The 18318-nt window shown below is 60.8% G+C and carries 15 protein-coding genes; 7 read left to right on the top strand and 8 right to left on the bottom strand.

The window, feature by feature from the left end; translation table 11 throughout:
- The first annotated feature begins 32 nt into the window (after positions 1–32).
- The 4 genes from KP004_RS09055 to KP004_RS09040 all read left to right on the top strand — a co-directional run bounded on the left by KP004_RS09055 (position 33) and on the right by KP004_RS09040 (position 8428).
- Positions 33–1544, top strand: a complete 1512-nt coding sequence (locus KP004_RS09055) for an amino acid permease (protein WP_216801996.1) — start codon at positions 33–35, stop codon at positions 1542–1544.
- Between the two features lie 596 nt (positions 1545–2140).
- Entirely contained in the window at positions 2141–5116 is a 2976-nt protein-coding gene (locus KP004_RS09050) for an NAD-glutamate dehydrogenase domain-containing protein (protein WP_216801995.1), read from the top strand.
- A 53-nt stretch (positions 5117–5169) separates the two neighbouring features.
- Positions 5170–7002, top strand: a complete 1833-nt coding sequence (locus KP004_RS09045) for an aldehyde ferredoxin oxidoreductase C-terminal domain-containing protein (RefSeq protein WP_216801994.1) — start codon at positions 5170–5172, stop codon at positions 7000–7002.
- 37 nt (positions 7003–7039) lie between these two features.
- A complete protein-coding gene (locus tag KP004_RS09040) occupies positions 7040–8428 on the top strand; it encodes an aspartate aminotransferase family protein (protein WP_216801993.1) in 1389 nt (462 codons plus the stop codon).
- 100 nt (positions 8429–8528) lie between these two features.
- On the opposite strand, the gene KP004_RS09035 is transcribed toward KP004_RS09040, so the two are convergent.
- The 6 genes from KP004_RS09035 to KP004_RS09010 form a co-directional block, all read right to left on the bottom strand.
- Positions 8529–10172, bottom strand: coding sequence for a fatty acid--CoA ligase (locus tag KP004_RS09035; protein ID WP_216801992.1), 1644 nt, complete (start codon positions 10170–10172; stop codon positions 8529–8531).
- A 187-nt stretch (positions 10173–10359) separates the two neighbouring features.
- Complete coding sequence (locus KP004_RS09030; RefSeq protein ID WP_216801991.1) at positions 10360–10887, bottom strand: PaaI family thioesterase; 528 nt, start codon at positions 10885–10887, stop codon at positions 10360–10362.
- Positions 10888–10919: 32 nt separating this feature from the next.
- Positions 10920–11372, bottom strand: coding sequence for an SRPBCC domain-containing protein (locus KP004_RS09025; RefSeq protein ID WP_216801990.1), 453 nt, complete (start codon positions 11370–11372; stop codon positions 10920–10922).
- A gap of 163 nt (positions 11373–11535) precedes the next feature.
- Positions 11536–11781, bottom strand: coding sequence for a hypothetical protein (locus KP004_RS09020; RefSeq protein WP_216801989.1), 246 nt, complete (start codon positions 11779–11781; stop codon positions 11536–11538).
- An 89-nt stretch (positions 11782–11870) separates the two neighbouring features.
- Positions 11871–12893, bottom strand: coding sequence for a cytochrome d ubiquinol oxidase subunit II (locus KP004_RS09015; protein ID WP_216801988.1), 1023 nt, complete (start codon positions 12891–12893; stop codon positions 11871–11873).
- Positions 12886–14205: a cytochrome ubiquinol oxidase subunit I gene (locus tag KP004_RS09010; RefSeq protein ID WP_216801987.1), complete on the bottom strand. Its 1320-nt coding sequence runs from the start codon at positions 14203–14205 to the stop codon at positions 12886–12888. The genes KP004_RS09015 and KP004_RS09010 overlap by 8 nt, the downstream gene beginning before the upstream one ends.
- 167 nt (positions 14206–14372) lie before the next feature.
- Here KP004_RS09010 and KP004_RS09005 point away from each other — a divergent pair, with 167 nt between their 5' ends.
- The 3 genes from KP004_RS09005 to KP004_RS08995 all read left to right on the top strand — a co-directional run bounded on the left by KP004_RS09005 (position 14373) and on the right by KP004_RS08995 (position 17298).
- On the top strand, positions 14373–14984 hold the full coding sequence (locus tag KP004_RS09005; RefSeq protein ID WP_216801986.1) for a hypothetical protein: 612 nt from the start codon (positions 14373–14375) through the stop codon (positions 14982–14984).
- A gap of 535 nt (positions 14985–15519) precedes the next feature.
- Positions 15520–16290, top strand: a complete 771-nt coding sequence (locus KP004_RS09000; protein WP_216801985.1) for an MBL fold metallo-hydrolase — start codon at positions 15520–15522, stop codon at positions 16288–16290.
- Positions 16291–16335: 45 nt separating this feature from the next.
- Positions 16336–17298: a GlxA family transcriptional regulator gene (locus tag KP004_RS08995; RefSeq protein WP_216801984.1), complete on the top strand. Its 963-nt coding sequence runs from the start codon at positions 16336–16338 to the stop codon at positions 17296–17298.
- 179 nt (positions 17299–17477) lie between these two features.
- On the opposite strand, the gene KP004_RS08990 is transcribed toward KP004_RS08995, so the two are convergent.
- On the bottom strand, positions 17478–17915 hold the full coding sequence (locus KP004_RS08990) for a type II toxin-antitoxin system VapC family toxin (RefSeq protein ID WP_216801983.1): 438 nt from the start codon (positions 17913–17915) through the stop codon (positions 17478–17480).
- Positions 17912–18193, bottom strand: a complete 282-nt coding sequence (locus tag KP004_RS21480; protein WP_216801982.1) for a type II toxin-antitoxin system prevent-host-death family antitoxin — start codon at positions 18191–18193, stop codon at positions 17912–17914. The genes KP004_RS08990 and KP004_RS21480 overlap by 4 nt, the downstream gene beginning before the upstream one ends.
- Positions 18194–18318: the final 125 nt, after the last annotated feature.

The raw sequence follows: 18318 nt of genomic DNA, 5'->3' as shown, positions 1-18318 counted from the left end.
TTTGTTATTTATTCCAATGAACGGAGAACCCAATGACAGATCAAGTTAAAGAAGTGCATCTGTTGGAAACTGGATTTGAATCGTTCGACGACGGCGGCCTCAAACGAGGGCTTAAGGACCGCCACGTCATGATGATTGCCCTGGGGGGCATCATCGGCTCTGCTTTCTTCCTCGGCACCGGTTCCATCGTCAAGGACGTCGGCCCGTCCGCCTTCATCACCTACGCCTTGGGCGGCCTCATCGTCTACCTGGTCATGATCGCCCTGGGCGAGTTGGCCGTCGCCATCCCCATTTCGGGCTCTTTCGTCACCTACGCCTCCGAATTCATCTCCCCCTCCTGGGCGGCCGGGGTCGGCTGGAGCTACGTCTTCAACTGGATGGCCTACATACCCGCAGAATGTATCGCGGGGGGCATCATCATGAAGACCTTCGTGCCAGGCACCAGCGAATTCATGTGGGCAGTCCTCTTCGGGATCGTCATCACGGTGGTCAACATCTCCCATGTTGAGGCCTTCGGCGAGATCGAGTTCTGGCTCTCCATCGTCAAGGTCATGGCCATCGTCGTCTTCTGCGTAGTTGCCGTTCTCATCTACTTCAACGTGATCCCCAACCAGCACCCGGCCGGCCTGGGCAGCACCTACCTGACCGGCAACGGTGGCATCTTCCCCAACGGCGGCTTCGTGCTGCTAACCACCATGGTCATGCTGCTGGTCAACTTCCAGGGGGTTGAGATCATCGGTCTTACCGCCGGTGAGGCTAAAGATCCCAGCAAGACCATCCCTACCGCCGTGCGCAGCATCACCATCAGGGTCATCATGCTGTTCATGGTCCCAGTATTCCTGCTGGTGACCATCTTCCCGTGGGCCAAGGCAGGCGTCGAAGGCGGCTCCGTCTTCGCCGCGGCCCTGGAGCAGTACGGACTGCACTGGGCCGCCGGCCTCTTCAGCTTCGTGGTCCTCACCGCCGCCCTTTCCTGCGCCAATTCCGGCCTCTACTCCACGGTCCGGGTCACCTGGGCCATGGCGCGCGAAGGGATGGCACCGAAGTTCCTGGGCGCCCTTAACAAGCACCAGGTTCCGGGCAACGCCGCCCTCTTCGTCATCGCAGGCGTCTGGTTCTTCCTGGCAGGCTCCTACTTCTTCGCCGCCTCCAAGGTGTTCGTCGCCCTCCTCTCCATCTCAGGCTTCACCGGGACCATCGCCTGGATCTCCATCATCTGGTCGCAGATGAACTTCCGCAAGCGCCTGGTCGCCAACGGCTACAGCACCAAGGACCTCAAGTACGTGGCGCCGGGCTTCCCCTACCTCGCGCACCTGGGCATCTGGAGCATGGTCGGCTGTCTGGTCTTCACCGCCTTCAACGAGAGCCTGCGCATCGGCTTCTATGCAGGGGTTCCGCTGCTGATCCTGCCCATCGTCATCCACAAGATGCGCAAGGTTGATCACGAGTTGCTGGCGAAGCTGCACAGCAAGGTGCGTTTCGACGACCTCTTCAAGCCGCGCACCACCTGCGCCGTCGACTACGCAGCCGCCGAAACCGAATAGCCTCCCCCTGCACCGGGCACGAAAAAGGGGCCTCCCAACCGGGAGGCCCCTTTTGATTTATCCACGAAGCGCCGCGCGTCCCCTAAGGTTCCCTCCTTGTGAAAGGGGGGCAGGGGGGAATTGCGTTGTTTGTACTGTAACACCGTGAGATGCCACTCCGCATCCGGAGATGCAACCGGGCATGAACCACTCAAAAACAAAACAGATGCATTTACGGCCCTTTACGCGAATTAACAAACCGAACCATTCAATCCTCCCCTGACCAAACACGCCAGACGCCCGGCGCATGCATGACCGCATCACTTGCAGGGTGTGCCCCATGCAACGCCGTTGTCTCACCCCCTCGCCCCATCCGTGCACAACGTGTAAATCCGGCGGAACTCCGGCAACTTACCACACACTCCCCAATCATCACGCAGCAACCACCTCCCCCCCCTTCCTTCCGCCACAATGGCACACCTTATGCTGTTTACACAAACGGCCGCCCTGGAGTCGTAGCAATTGCAGCCCGGATCGAGGCGGCGGCGAACACAAGGCATCAAGATGGCAGCGTTGCCATTTCATCCCGGCCACTGGCCGTACTAGGGGAGTTACCGATGGATATTGTTGATGACCGCATTTCGGGGAAGGTGCAGCGAGTCATGAAGCAGAACCGCTCTCTCGCCGACCGGAACCTCGCATGGATTCACTCCCGAATCCATCCCTATTTCTTCATCACCATGCAGGAGGAGATCGACGCCATCGCCATCCTGGCCGACGGGCTGCACAACCTGTCCCGCAACCGCCGCATGATCCTCGCTGACCGCGACCGGATGCTGATCCAGGCAGTGCTCAACCGTCCCGGCTCGCTGTACGAGACCCTGCGCACCTTGAAGGAGCGCGAGATCTCCTACGCCCATTTCGCAGTCTCCAATGGGCCGCTTCCCGACTCGGAGCACCACCTGGAGCTGCAGCGCTTCGAGTTCGACCGCAAGACGCCGCAGGAGGTGGCGGCAAGCAGCGACAAGGCCCCCACCGCAATCAAGCGCCGCATAGCGGCGGCCCTCAAACGCGACTATCCCGATTTCGACCACAAGAGGCTCGATTACCTCCTCAACATCCTCTGGATCAACAACCAGGACTACGTGCGCATCTCTCCCGCCACCCGCGTGGCGCGCACGCTGGCGCTGTTCCAGCGCACCAGAAACAACAGCGGGGTTTACCTCGACGCCGAGCCCGCCAACACCGGCGAGACCCGGCTCATGTTCGCGGTCGGCAACCCGCCCCAGCGCGACTTCCTGCAGCAGACCATGGAGGTGTTCAACCGCCTCGAAGTGAGTGTGAAGCGGGCCTACTGCCTTACTATCAGCAACGAGATCCACCCCTACTTCCTCGGCAACTTCTACGTAACCACCCGCGACGGCGCCGAGGTCACCCGGGGCTCTGAACTCTTCCTGCGGCTGCAAAGCGAGCTCTACAACACCCAGATCCTCTCCACCGCCTCCCCCTCCTACGCCGAACTCGTGGTCAAGGGGGTGATGAGCGGCGAGGATGCTCTGCTGGTCAACGCCATGATCGGCTTTTGCCACACCAACCTGGCGCACACCCATCCGGACAGCTTCGACCTCGAAGGGATCATGCGCGCCTTCCACAACCACCCCGACATCGCCCAGCAACTGGTGAAGCTCTTCCGCTCCCGCTTCGATCCGGCCGTCGCCGACCGAGAGGCGCACTACGCCGCGGTGCTGGACGAAACCACGCGGGTCGTGGACAGCTACAACACCGGGCACGGCTTTTTGGACGAGTTCCGGCGCACCATCTTCCGCTGCGCGCTGCTCTTCATACGATACACGCTGAAGACCAACTTCTACGTGCTGGAGAAAAGCGCCCTCGCGTTCCGCCTCGACCCGGGCTACATGTCCGAGATGGAGCCCAAGTTCTCGGCGGACCTCCCCCCCGAGCGCCCCTTCCGCATCACCTACTTCCACGCCCGCTACGGGCTCGGCTACCACATAGGCTTCTCGGATATCGCCCGCGGCGGGTGGCGCACACTGATCACCAACGGCCGCGACGACTACGTGACCTGCGCCAACTCGCTCTTCCGCGAAAACTACGTGCTCGCCCACACCCAGCACCTCAAGAACAAGGACATCTACGAGGGGGGCTCCAAGATGGTGGTCGTGCTGGACGCGGCCGGCATCCGGGACCGCGACCTGGTCACCCAGCGCCTGTACAAGCTGCAGTACTCGCTGATCAACGCCTTCCTCGACATCTTCGTAACCGAGAACGGGAAAGCGAAGGATCCGCGCGTCGTCGACTACTACGGCGAGGACGAGCCCATCGAGCTCGGTCCCGACGAGAACATGCACGACGCCATGGTCGAGCTGGTGGCGGCCCAGTCGGTGCGCCGCGGCTACCTTTTGGGCATCGGGATCATGTCCAGCAAGAAGGTAGGCATCAACCACAAGGAGTACGGCGTCACCTCGGCGGGGGTGATCAGGTTCGCCGAGATCACCATGGCCGAACTGGGCATCGACATGCACCGCGACCCGTTCTCGGTGAAGTTCACCGGCGGCCCCAACGGCGACGTGGCAGGCAACTCCATGCGCCTTCTGCTGGAGCGCTGCCCCAAGGTTGCCATCCGGCTCATCATCGACGGCACCGGCGCGCTCTACGACCCGGCCGGGGCCGATCGCGACGCCCTGGGCAGGGTCGTGCTGCAGTCCGACATCGACGCCTTCGATGCCGGTGCCCTGCATCCGGGCGGCTTCATCCTCTACCGCAACCGGACCCGCCGTGACGGGATGAAGGAGCTCTACTGCAAGGTCATGCGCGACCAGGATGGGCTCAAGGAGCTCTGGATCTCCAACGACGAGTTCTACCGCGAATACAACTCGCTGGTGTTCACCGTGGCGGCGGACCTGTTCATACCCGCGGGCGGCCGGCCGGAAACGGTCCGGGAGCACGACTGCGACCGCTTCTTCGCCGAGGACGGCACCCCGCTCAGCCGCGCCATCGTGGAGGGGGCCAACTCCTTCATCACCCCAAAGGCGCGCATCGAGCTGCAAAAGCGCGGCATCGTGCTGATGCGGGACGCCTCCGCCAACAAGTGCGGGGTCATCTCCTCCTCGTACGAGATCATCGCCAACCTGCTGTTGACGGAGAAGGAGTTCCTGGAACAGAAGGAGCCCTACGTCCGCGACGTGATCCGCATCCTGAACAAGAGGGCCGAGGACGAGGCGCGGCTCATCTTCCGCCGCCACCGCGAGGCGGGCGGGGCACAGCTCTTCACCGAGATCTCCGACGCCATCAGCACCGAGATCAACGCCCAGTACGCGACCCTGTTCAACTTCTTCCAGAAGCACCCGCAGCTGTGCGACCGGCCGCTGTACCGGAAGGCCATCCTCGCCCACCTGCCCGGCATGCTCGCCGACCGGCCGGGATACCGGATACGGACCAAGGGGCTGCCGCCCAAGTACAAGTACGCCATCCTCTCCAGCGAGATCGCCTCTTCCATGGTCTACCGCGGCGAAAAGGAGAGCGACGGCTACCGTGAGCTCCTGGAGGCGCACCTGAAACGGTTGTCGGCCTGACAACGCCTGGGTGGCGGACCTGCACACCAACACATCGAAAAGAGGTAAAAAAAATGAGATTTACCACCACTACCCCGGGGAGCGACCCGTCCGCGGTGCTCTACAACCGCTGCACGGTCTCCCTTGGGGACGGCACCATAACCATGGAAGAGATACCCTGCCGCAACCTTGAGGAGGTGCTGGGCGGCTTCGGCAGGTCATTCCAGATGCTGGCCACGCGGCCGGTGCAGCAGGCATACACGCCGGAGAACCCGCTCATCCTCAACACGGGGCTCCTTACCGGAAGCAACGTGATGACCGGGCTGCGCAGCTACTTTTCCGCCTACAGCCCGCTCAAGCAGTCCCGCAAGGGACTTCCCGCCGCCATGTGGTCCGCCGCCAGCGGTAAATTCGGCAGCAAGCTCAAGTGGACCGGCATCGACGAAGTGGTATTCGAGGGGCGCGCCGATGAGCCGGTCTACGCCGTCTTCCGCGCCGGGGCGAACGGGCCGGAAGCGGAACTGAAACCCGCCGGGCACCTGCTCGGTCTCAGCAGCCACGACAAGATCATGGCCCTGCAAAAGGAATATCCGGAGGCGCATTTCGCCGCCATCGGTCCCGCCGGAGAACGCTACCGGGAGGTGCTGATGGGTGCCGTCGCGCTCAGCACGGAAAACCAGCTGAAGTCCGGCGAGGACAAGTGCCGCTTTGCCGGTCGCGGCGGCATGGGGAGCCTGATGGGGTACAAGAACCTGGTCGCCATCGTGGCGCAGAGCGAGGACCGGCTCCCGCCCATCGCTGCGGAGATGCGGGACGTAAACCGGGACGTAGTGAAGGGGGGCGGCTCCAACAGGTTCCAACCCCTGACACAGGGGGGCGGCGGCGGGACCTGGGCCAACCTGGAAGTGCTGGACGTCTTCAAGGCGGTGCCGGAAAACAACTTCCGCTCCATAGCAGGCAAGCGGATCGAGGGACTCTACCGCGACAGCGTGGATAAGTCGCTCCACGTGCGCAGCGAAGCCTGCTTTCGCTGCGGGGTACGCTGCCACAACAACCTCTACCGCAAAAACGAGGACGGCAGCGCCGGCGAATTCATCGCCAAGTTCGACTTCGAGCCGCTGAACCTCTTCGGCACCAACCTGGGCATTCACAACGGGGAGCAGGTCGCCGAACTGATCAGGCTGTGCGACAACCTGGCCATGGACGCCATATCCCTCGGCTCCACCATAGCCTACGTCCTCGACTACAACGCGCGCCACCCGGAAGACACCATCCTCAACGGTGCCACCTTCGGCGACTACGACAAGGTGCGGGAGCTTGTGCTCGCCACCGGCAATGGCAATTGCGACCGCATCGGCCACGGGGTGCAGCGGCTCTCCACCCAGCTTGGCGAAACCGGCTACGCCATGCAGGTAAAGGGGCTGGAACTCCCCGCCTACCTCCCGGAAACCAACCCCGGCTACGCCTTCGCCATCGCCGGCGGGCATATGTCCATGGGGACCCACATGATGGTCGCCCGGGAGGGAAAAGTGGGGCTGAACGATTGGGTCCACGCCATCACGCAGCAGGGACTGCTCCAGGTGGGTTACGACATGATCGGGCTGTGCAAGTTCGTGGGGCTCGGCCTCGGCCACGACTTCGTGGTGCGGGCGGTCAAGGCCGCGACCGGGTTGGAGGTCACTTCCGCGGAGATCGTCGCGGCGGTACGGCGCGCCTACCTGAGAGGGCTCGCCCTGGAGTTGCGCCAGGGGTACCAGGACGACGAGTACACCCTGCCGCAGCAGGTTTTCAGCGACCCAAACCCGAACATCACCCTGCCCCGCTTCGTCACCCAAGAGTTCCTCGACGAGATGAAAAAGCGGGTCTGGGACGCATTCGAACCGGAAATGGCAGGACTCTTCGCCTGAACCAGCCGGGAAAACAAAGAACAATAAGGGAGGAACGATGATTACTGAAATGAAGACGTCCTACCGGGTGGTATCCGATGCGCGGCTGGTCGAGCTCAGGGACCGCGAGAACCGGATCTTTCTGGAGCGCACTCCCGCGTCCCGAAAGACCTTCGAGCGCGCCCACGAAATGCTCCTGAACGGGGTCCCGATGCCGTGGATGGGCGACTGGGGCACCTCCCACCCGATATTCGTAAAAAAGGCGCAGGGCAACAAGATCACCGACATCGACGGCAACGAGTACCTCGACTTCTGCCTGGGGGACACCGGGGCCATGTTCGGTCACTCCCCCGAGGCGACCGCCGCCGCTGTCGCCGACCAGGTGCGCCACGGCATCACCACCATGCTCCCCTCGGAGAGCGCCCTTGCCATCGGAAGCGAACTCGGGCGCCGGTTCGGCCTCCCCTTCTGGCAGGTCGCCATGACCGCCACCGAGGCGAACCGCTACGTGCTCAGGATCTGCCGCGCCCTCACCGGACGGCACAAGGTCCTGGTGATGAACGAGTGCTACCACGGCTCCATCGACGAAACCCTGCCGCACATAGGCCCCACCGGAAAGCTTGAGCTCCGTTCCGATTTCGACATGAACCCCGGCGTCCCCAAGGACGCGCTCACCCGTGTAGTCGAATTCAACGACATCGCCGCACTGGAAAAGGAGCTGGCCCACGGCGACGTGGCCTGCGTCCTCGCCGAGCCGATCATGACCAACTGCGGCATGGTGCTGCCGGCGCCAGGGTATCACGAGACGCTCAGGGAACTTTGCACCAGGTACGGCAGCGTCCTGGTCATCGACGAGACCCACACCCTTTCCACGGGCCCCGGCGGCTACACGGCGGCCTACGGCCTCAAGCCCGACTTCGTCACCCTCGGCAAATCCATCGCCGGCGGCATCCCGGTGGCGGTGTACGGGTTCACCCGGGAGATCGCAGACCGGATCAATGCCTCCTTCGGCAGGAAGAGCGTCTCCGACCCCATGGGGATCGGCGGAACCCTGTCCGGCAACATGTTCGCCATCCGCGCCATGGAGGCCACCCTGAAGCACGTGGCCACCGACGATGCCTTCGAGCGGATGATCGCCGGCCAGCATCGGCTCTCGGACGGGCTCGATGCGGCTCTGAAGCGGCACGACATTCCCTGGAGCGTGACCAGGAGCGGTGCCCGGTGCGAACTGCAGTTCATGCCGCGTCTGCCCAGGAACGGCTCCGAGGCCAAGGCCCATTTCGACTGGGAACTCATATACTACACCCATCTCTACCTGGCCAACCGCGGCGTGCTCATCACCCCGTTCCACAACATGATGCTCATCCCCCCCATGGCCACCGACGCCCAGATCGACACATTGGTGCAGGTGTGGAGCGACTGCATGGCGGAGCTTTCCGCCCGCTAGCGCCGGAATTTAGCCCGGCGCACCACAGCATCCAAGGAAACAAAAAAAGGGGGACCGCACCGGCGCTCCCCCTTTCCTTTTCCCCTTACCTTCCGTCCCCCTACCCCAGATGCCTCTCCCGGAGCGCCACCTTGTTGATCTTGCCGACGCTGGTCTTGTCGATGGCCTCCACGAACTTCACCTTGACCAGCACGACCTGCTTGCTCACCACCCCCTTGTCGGCGTACTGCCTGACGTGGTGCGAGATGTCCTTCTCGGTGATCTTCACCGACGGCTTGGGAACCACCAGGGCCAGGGGACGCTCGCCCCATTTCTCGTCGGCCTTGCCGATCACCGCCACCTCGGCCACGGCAGGATGGTGAGCGATGATGTCCTCGAGCTCCAGGGAAGAGACCCACTCACCAGCGACCTTGATGACGTCCTTGCTCCGGTCGGTAATACGCAGGTAGCCAAGCTGGTCGCGCACCGCCACGTCGCCGGTGTGCAGATAACTTCCAAGCCAAAGGCGTTCGGAGGCCTTGTGGTCTTTGAGATACCCCTGGGTGAGCCAGGGAGAGCGCACCACCACGTTGCCCGCGCTTACGCCGTCCCGCGGCAGCTCGTTGAGATCGGCATCCACCACGCGCAGGTCCACCAGCGGCAGCGTAAGGCCAGTCTTGCAGCGGACTTCCGCCTGATCCGCGTGGGAGAGCTCAAGCATCTCGGGCGTCAGCTGGGAGATGGTGAGGATGGGGCAGGTCTCGGACATGCCGTAGCCGGTAAAGACATCCATACCGGCTTTCAGCGCCTCGACGCAGAGGTTGCGCGACAAGGCGGCGCCGCCGATGATGAGCTTCCAGCCGCTTAAGTCCATGCGCGCCGCATGCGGGTGCTTTAACATCATGTGCAGGATGGTCGGCACGCAGTGCGAGAAGGTTGCCCCTTCCTTTTCCTTCAGTTCCAGCAGGGTCTCCGGGAGGTAGCGGCCCGGGTAAACCTGCTTCAGCCCCAGCATGGTGGCGATGTAGGGGACGCCCCAGGCGTGGACGTGGAACATGGGCGTTATGGGCATGTAGACGTCGTCGCGGTGCAGGCAGCCGTGCGCGGTCGCGGTGCCGAGCGTGGTCATGAGGGCCATGGTGTGCAACACGAGCTGCCGGTGGCTGAAGTAGACCCCCTTGGGCATCCCCGTGGTGCCGGTGGTGTAGAACGTGGTGGCCCTGGTGTTCTCGTCCAGGTCCGGGAAGTCGAAATCGGGGGACGCCTTGGCCAGGAGTTCCTCGTATTCGCCGGCGAAGGGGACGGTATCGTCTTCCTTGGCCTCCTCGTCGCTGATCAGGATGTAGGTGCGCACGTTGTCGATCCTGCCGCGGATCTGTTCCAGGATGGGAAGAAACTCCGCGTTGACCAGCAGCACGTCGTCTTCGGCGTGGTCGATGGTGTACAGGATCTGTTCCGGCGACAGGCGCACGTTGATGGTGTGCAACACGGCGCCGATCATGGGCACCGCGAAGAAGAGCTCCAGGTAGCGGTGGCTGTCCCAGTCCATCACCGCGACCGTCTGCCCGGGGCGCACCCCGAGGTCGGTCAGCATGCTGGCGGCCCGCCCTACCCGCTCCCTGAGCTGCCGATAGGTGCCGCGGTAGAGGTCGCGGTAGACGATCTCCTGGTCCGGGTTGTCGACCACGGGGTACAGCAGCATGTTCTTGATCAGCAGCTGGTAATCGAACGCGGAAGGGGTGCGCGGAATCAGCAAATCACTCATTTATATCCTCCTCATTGAAGCAATGGTTAAACTTTTACCCAACTGTCTGCCGCCTACCTACCGCTGGAAAGTCCCCCTTGATAAAGGGGGATTTAGGGGGATTTGTTTTGGGTTGCGGAAAAGCAAATCTCCCCCCCCGCCCCGCTTTGAAAAGAGGGAGCGGCAGGCAACGGAAGATGGTCACTAATCAGGAAACCTTCTGGCAGTCATCCAGGAAATTCTGCAGCACCTCTTCTTCTACGCCGGCCAGGGCCGCGATGCGGGACAGGCGCGGGAAGGACCACAAGGTGCGCCCCTCGGCAAGACGCTGCCCGTCGGCATCGTAGATGGCCATCACCACCTCCGCCTCCGGGGGATCGAAGGTGAGCACCTGGCCCACAACCCGGATCTCGGTGCCGGTAGGGACCGGTTTCAGAAAACGGACGTTGATCTCGCGGGTCACCCCGAGCCTGCCGTGACGTGCGAAAAGCGCGTAGGCGGCGGCCTCGTCCATGAGCGCGGAGATGATCCCTCCGTGCACCATACCGTCGAAACCGCAGTACGTCGCGGGGACGGCGGTCAGGCAGGCGACGCCGTCGGCGGTATGGTGAAAGCGAAGGCCCAACCCGTGCGGGTGCCCCTCCGAGCAGACAAAGCAGGAGCCGGGCCAGCGCCCCTGAACCGGCGGCAGGTTAAGAACGGACGCATGCTGGTCCGCAGTGCAACATTCATTCATCGATCCCTCCTGAAAATAAACTTGAATGCGACTCAGCACCTCATGCAGCGCACATTTCCCTTCTCGCCCCAGCGGCGCAGCGCCTGGTTCAGTTGCTCCATCCCCTCTTCCATCGACCTCGCCAGGGCGAACCGGAACAAAGGCGCCAGCACGCCGCGAAACTCGGAGTCGAGCCGGACCTCAAGGCTCTCGGGAGCAACCACCCGGATGCGGGAGGAAAAGGTCCAGGTAAGCACGGGACGTCCCAGGAAGACACTGTGCCACGAGAGTCCCCCCTCCCCTTTAACATCAAGCGTCGCCTGCACGGTAAAGGGATCGATCCCGGGGAGATGGACCACCATTTCGTGGCTGCTCCCCACGGTACCGGGTCCGGCAAGCTTGGGAAACAGCGGGTTCCACTGCGGGTAGAGGGAAAAGTCGCTCAACAGCTCCCATACCCTGTCCCTGGTCGTTTGCAGCACTGTTTCGGTGTGGAAGGGTTTCATGCGGCCTCTGAGGCTAGTTAAGTCACAAGACCCGCAACTTTACTATTTTTCACATCCAGATGCCATATTTGTTTGTATACGGAGGCAAAAAGTTTGACTGGACCAACAAAAAGCCGCCCTTTTCGGGGCGGCTTTGCCAGTGGCTTCGCTTTGTGTGTGAACTCTACCTTTGGAACAGGGATCCCTTTTCGATCTGGTTTTTACGGATCTCGTACTCTCTCCTGTCGATCTTGCCCGCCCGGTAGTCAGCCTCCACCTGTTCCATCTGCCTGTGTGCACTATACTCGTAACCGCCGACGCCTAGCGCAGCGCCGCCCAAGGCACCGCCGACCGCGCTCCCTTCGCGGGAGGCACACCCGGAGGCGAGCGCAGTTACCACCATGCTGATTATGAGAAGTATCCTTTTCATAGCTGCACTCCTTGTACTGAGGATTATGGCAAAATGCCCAGTTCAGGTTAGCACAAAGGTTAAATTTTTCACATCTTTTCCTGTTGCCCTCACGGCTCCTTCCCGGCCGGCGGGAGCTCCGGCGCCGGCTCCCCCCTGAAGGTCCAGTACAGAAACCACAAGGAAGGAACCAGTATCGCGGCCCCGACGGGAAGCACGGTCAGGTATGCAACGAGCGTACTGCGCGGTGCTGCGGCGGCTCGCAGGGGCATCTCCTGTATTATGAGATCGGGATGGAGTGCGGCGGCAAAACCGGCCAGGGTAAGGACCACGGTGGCACCGGTCATCACCTGCGCGAGCCGGTAGTGCCTCAACAGCAGCAAAAGCTGGGTGGTCACCCCGGAGAGCACCGCGCAGACCACACAGAGCATGGGCCAGGAACCGAGCAGCCTGTGGGAGAACTCCGGGGCCGTCTGCAGGGCGAGCGGGATCATGACCGCGGTCACCACACCGAGCGCCACGCCGGCGGCGATCGATGCGTTGCGGAAATCCTCCTGGAGCGCACCGCTCACCCGAACCGTCATGTACACCGGCGCCAGGTAAGCACACATGCAGAGGGCAATCACGCCACCCATGAGGGTAAAAGGGTTGAGCCAAACCGCGGTACCGGTAGCGACCACGTCGTTGTCGATGGTGATGCTGCCGGCCGCAGTCGCCGACACCGCCATGCCCAGGGCAAAGGGGGTGAGCACACTGGCGATCTCGAAGACCAGCGCGGTGAGAGGCAATTCCCGGCCCGACGCCCTGCCGTAGTGCCGGAAGGCATAGGCCGCCCCCCTGAAGTTGATTCCCACCAGGGCGACCACCAGCGGTGTCATGAGCGCAATAAACAAGGCGGAAAAGCCGGCAGGAAATGCCGTGAACAGCGTCACCACCACGAAAATGAGCCAGACATGGTTGGTCTCCCACACCGGACCTATGGCATTGAAGAGCGCCTCCCGCTGCTCACGCGCCCGGGGCCCGAAAGCGAGCGCGGTCCAGATGCCTCCTCCGAAATCGGCGCCGCCGAAAAGGGCGTACAGCACCAAGGCGAGAGCGGCCACCAGGGCGGCCAGCGATACCGGATCAGGCATGTCCCACCTCCTTGCCGTCCACACCGTGGCGCCCCTGGTGACGCAGCAGCAGTTTCAACATTCCGGCGGTCAGGCAAAAGTAGACCACGACAAAGGTTACAAACACGGAGACCATACCGGCGTTGGGGGTAACCGATTGCGAGGTGCGCAGGTAGCCCTGCACCACCCAGGGCTGCCGGCCGAACTCGGTCACCAGCCACCCGCTCTCCAGGGCGATGATGCCGAAGGGAGAGGCGAAGATGAGGTACTTCAATAACCGAGGCCCATCCGGTACCACCTTTGTGCGCCAGCGCAGCCACCAGAACCAGCCCAGACCGATCGCCATGACGAAGAAAGAGCCGACCATCAGGTCGAAGAAGGGATGCACCAGCCTGGGATCGGGCGTTGTTCCTTGGGGAAACGCGTCGAGCCCCTGCACCACAGCATTGGGGTCGTCCTGCGCGAGAAGGCTCAAAAGCTTCGGGATGCGCAAGGCGTAGAGGACCTGCCCGTTATCCGGATCCGGCCAACCGCCGATCACCAGGGGCGCGGCAGCCGAGGTTTTGAAATGCGCCTCCATCGCGGCCAGCTTCGCCTTCTGAAAATGTGCCACCGAATCGGCAGCCCAGTCACCCGTCACCAGCATGAGGGGCGCCGTCACCGCAGCCACCGAAAGCGACAACACCAGCGCCTTTTTCGCATCGACGGTGTCCCTCCGCCTGAGGAGCAAGGCGGCGTAGTAGCCGGCAACGGCAAAGGACGTGGCGACATAGGCGGCGAGGGTGCCGTGCAGCGCCTCGTGCGGCCATGCCTCGTTGGCAAAGGCCTTGAGCGGCAGCACATCGGAGGGGGATCCGTTCACCATCCGAAACCCGGAGGGTGCGTTCATCCAACCGTTGGCGCTGATAACGAAGATGGCGGAGATCGCCGCGGCCAGGGTAAGGGGTATGGTGCAAAGGAAAAGAGCACGCCTGGAAAGCCGTCGTTCACCGTAAAAGTAAAGGGAGAGAAAGATCGCCTCGGTGAAGAAGGCGAACCCTTCCATGGAGAAGGCCAAGCCGATCATCGCCCCGCTGAAGGCCATGAACCTGGGCCACAGCAGCCCCAGCTCGAAGGAGAGGATTGTTCCCGAAACGGCGCCGATGGCGAAGACAACGCCTGCGGGGAGGACCCAGCGCCTGGCGATTCGGTGCCAACTGTCATCGCCGGTCTTCAATGCCAGTCCTTCGGCCAGCATGAGCAAGAGGGGTAGACCGATCCCAAGGGTGGCATAAATGATGTGGAAGACAAAGGAAACGCCCATGAGGGCACGGGCAGCGAGGAGGTTATCCATGGTGCCTCCGATCAAACATTAATTCAATTTAAGTTTCCTGATCGAGGTGGCGTTGTCAAGAAAAGGCGATGGGAGGACAGCATCAAACTTTTTTTCTTGCGCGCTGCAAAAACGATGGCAACATTAACACACGCCAATCAATCCAAGTTCTGAGAAGGAGGACGCCAATGCCCCATAACGATCTTACGCTTCCAGAGATGGTCGCCAAGTCAGAAGAGATACGTCGAGCGCTGACGCCGGAATTCCACGCCTACATCCTCTCCCTATTCCCTACTCCCGACAAATATGCCCAACTGCACAACCGATTGGAGGCGAGTCTCACCGGCTATTTAAAAGGCGACCCCGAACAGGTCAAGGAGTGCGAAGAGGCGGGGGCCGAACTGTACCAAGCTATCTCCATCATCAACGGGTTCAGTAAAGCCGTGAGCCCTATAGACCCTTCGTTAATGAACAAGTTCAACGTGGCCCCGAAGCCCGCAACTACCTCAGCTGCTATTCCGTTGCTAGCTGCCAACGACCTGAGGGTCCATTTTGACAAACAGGGACTCCCTTACTGCTCGCTTACCAGGCTTGCGGGTGCGAAGGGGTACGAACTATGGTTCAGCGAAAGCGAACCCAGCGTTGAGAGCAACTGGTCTTTCCTGACCTGGTCGACGAATTGCCAAGGAATCTACCTCACCGGGTTAAACAGAACAAAAACCAATTACCTGAAGCTTAGGGGCAAGCGAGGCAACACCTTGGGCCCCTGGTCCAACATGGTAATTTTGCCATCAGTCTGAGTGGCATCCCCCCCCTGGTTCCCGCCAGGGGGGTCCCCTCCCCTTCCGACTTCTCCGTCCTTCTCTCCCTTGAAATTCAGACGAAACATTCCCTGAAGAAAGCACGGCAGACAACAGGTCTTTCGTCAGCTCGCTCGGCGATTTGGAACCAAATTGGTCGATTAGAAAATAGATTTATCGATTTGAAATCAGAATCGACGAATTGAAATCAGAATCGTCGAATTACGATCAGAATCGTCGAATTACGATCAGAATCGTCGAATTACGATCAGAATCGTCGAATTACGATCAGAATCGTCGAATTACGATCAGAATCGCCGAATTGAAATCAGATTCGTCGATTTGAATCCTGAACGATCTGAAGTTAAGCGGAATTCGACGCATCAGATGGAAATCCGCCTTTACCGAACTTAATCCGCCAGATACACTCATGGAACTCTGTGTCCCAAACCGGACGATATCTGTCCTTCGGGCCACTGGCAGGGGCTGATGCAATTGGCGATAATGCACCCATACCGAATCAAGGAGGCAAGTGATGAAATTCATACAAGTTCGCAATGCGACGGCGAAGCTTGAATATGGCGGGAAGAGATTTCTGATCGACCCGGTTCTGTCCGAGAAAGGGGCGTACCCGCCCTTTGCGGGAACGGTCAACCAGCATCTGCGCAATCCGCTGGTGGACCTGCCGGTACCCGTGAAGACATTGCTCGACGTGGACGCCGTCATCGTCACCCATACCCACCTCGACCACTGGGACGAAGCGGCTAGAAACCTGATCCCGAAGACGATGACTATCTTCGCCCAGAACGAAAAAGATGCCGCCCTGCTTCGGGAGGCCGGCTTTACCGACGTCACCGTGCTCACGCAGCAAACGCAATTCGCCGGCATCACTCTCATAAAAACATCGGGGCAGCATGGCAGCGACGCTGCCATGGCGAAACTCGGTGATCGTTTGGGCGAGGTATGCGGAGTGATTCTCCAGCATCCCGACGAGAAAACCCTCTATCTCGCCGGCGATACCGTCTGGAACGCGCATGTGGCGGACGCGCTGCGGAAATACGCACCGGGCGTTATCGTTCTCAACTGCGGTGATGCCCAGATCATCGGGATTGGGTCCATCATCATGGGGAAGCAGGACGTTCATGAAGTTTGCAAAGCCGCGCCGGAGGCCACCATCATAGCGAGCCACATGGAGGCCATGAACCACGCCGTGCTGTCGAGAAAAGAATTGCGTGACTTCCTCAAGGAAAATGGCATGATACAGCGAGTGCTCGTGCCTGAGGACGGGGAGACCTGCGAGCTGTGAGCCGCGTCAGTTGCGGTTAATTCCGGAGCAGTGCAAGAGGATTACATGTCGGTTCCGTCTGTTGCAGTCGTTGCCATCAACCACTTCAGCCCGTTCCACTTCTCGGTGCCGTGCATCATCTTCGGCGACGTTCTGCCCGGTCAAAAGCTTTTCAACCTGACGATCTGTGCGGGAGAGCCCGGTGCCTTGCGCTCCCGCCAGGGCTTCAGCATCGAGACGTGCGTCGGGCTGGAGGCCCTGGAGGAAGCGGACATCGTCATCGTCCCCTACTGGCGTGATCCCTCAGAGAGGCCGAACCAGGAGTTGCTCGATGCCCTGGTTGCGGCGTACCAGCGTGGCGCCCTGGTGGTTGGGCTGTGCCTGGGAACCTACGTCCTCGCTTACGCCGGCCTGCTGGATGACCGCCGGGCCGGTACCCACTGGGAGTTCGAGCAGGACTTTGTCACCCGTTTCCCCAATGTAGAGTTAGACACCAACGCCCTCTACGTCGAAGACGAACGGTTGGTCACCTCGGCCGGGACCGCGGCCGGTCTCGACTGCTGTCTCTACCTGGTGCATCGGGTACATGGCCGGGCCATCGCCAACAAAGTTGCACGGCGCATGGTCATCCCGCCGCATCGCGAAGGCGGCCAGGCGCAGTTCATCGAGCAGCCCGTCCCCCTTTCCACCCGCGACGCCAACGTCAACAAGCTGCTCGAATATCTGCGCAACAACCTCACCGAGGAGCACAGCCTGGACGAACTGGCGGATTACAGCCTAATGAGTCGCCGCACCTTCACCCGGCACTTCCAGAAAGCCACCGGTATGTCCGTCGGCGCGTGGCTCATGAGCGAGCGTTTGCAACGGAGCCAGGAGCTATTGGAGACCACCGGCCACTCCATAGAGAGGATAGCCGAACTGGTCGGTTTCCAGTCCGCCTCCTCTCTGCGTCAGCATTTCCGGGCCCGATTCAACGTCACCCCCACCGAATGGCGCAAGACCTTCCACCCCGGCAGCCCCGGTGCCTGATGTTGCGGCGCTTTCCAGGCGTTGGATCCCCTGTCCTAAGCGAAAATTCATTCGGTGGAAGTTTTTGCTGTTGATACGCAGCGTTGCGCGTCCCCCTAGCGTCCCCCCCCTTTTTTCGAATGGGGACAAGGGGGATTTCTCTTGGAGTAATACTTAAAAGGTGGAGAACTGCTGATTTCTTAAGAGGGAACGGGATCAGCCCAGGGATTAAAAATAGAAGCACGGGTAAGCTTGTAGTCTGAGGCATCTCTTGTCACGACAGTCATGCCATAGATGATCGCGGTGGCAGCGATCAACAGATCTGGTTGCGTAAATGTGTGCCCCTGCTTGCGTCCAACGTCAACAAGCATCCTCCACTTAAACATGACTTCTTCAGTAATCTCAAGAGTGCGACCCTCAAACATCGGGCGAACTCTGAGGGTCAACCAGTCGTTCAATTCGGCCCGCCGTCCCGCATCTTCGAGCAGTTCAATGCCAAATCGGAACTCTGCAAAGGTCACCGTACTGACAAATAAAGTTTCTATGGGTTGTTGTTTGATGAAGTTGATAACCTTCGGCTGAGGCTTTGGTTTGCGAATCTCCGAAAGGATATTCGTATCCAACAGCCATCGCCTCATAGGTCGACGTCCCTAACCGGCATCGTGATACGCGATGGTTCGATATCGACATCCCTGTAGGGAGACGATTGAATGGCCTGAATAAGAGCGTCCCCCGTAATCTCTCCGGTGAGCCGTCGGAAATCTTCCGTGGAAATTACAACCACTTCATCCCGCCCATAGACGGTAACATGCTGTGGCCCTTCTGCCTTGGCACGCTTTACGACCTCGCTGAAGCGGGCCTTAGCAGCCTGCAATCGCCAATAATTCGGCGTTGGATTGTGTTTAAGTCGTGTCATGCTCATGCACCTGGTTAAAGATAGTTAGATCGACTAGGATAGTATAGCAGGTTTCTGCGGCCAGCAACACAAAGGATGGTTTTGTATGATGCTTGATCGGTGTAAACCGATGTATTAGCATGGGC

Source organism: Geomonas oryzisoli, from assembly GCF_018986915.1.
Lineage (GTDB): Bacteria > Desulfobacterota > Desulfuromonadia > Geobacterales > Geobacteraceae > Geomonas > Geomonas oryzisoli.
Note: the sequence above shows the minus strand (reverse complement) of the source record. Positions and strands in the feature narration are given on the sequence as shown.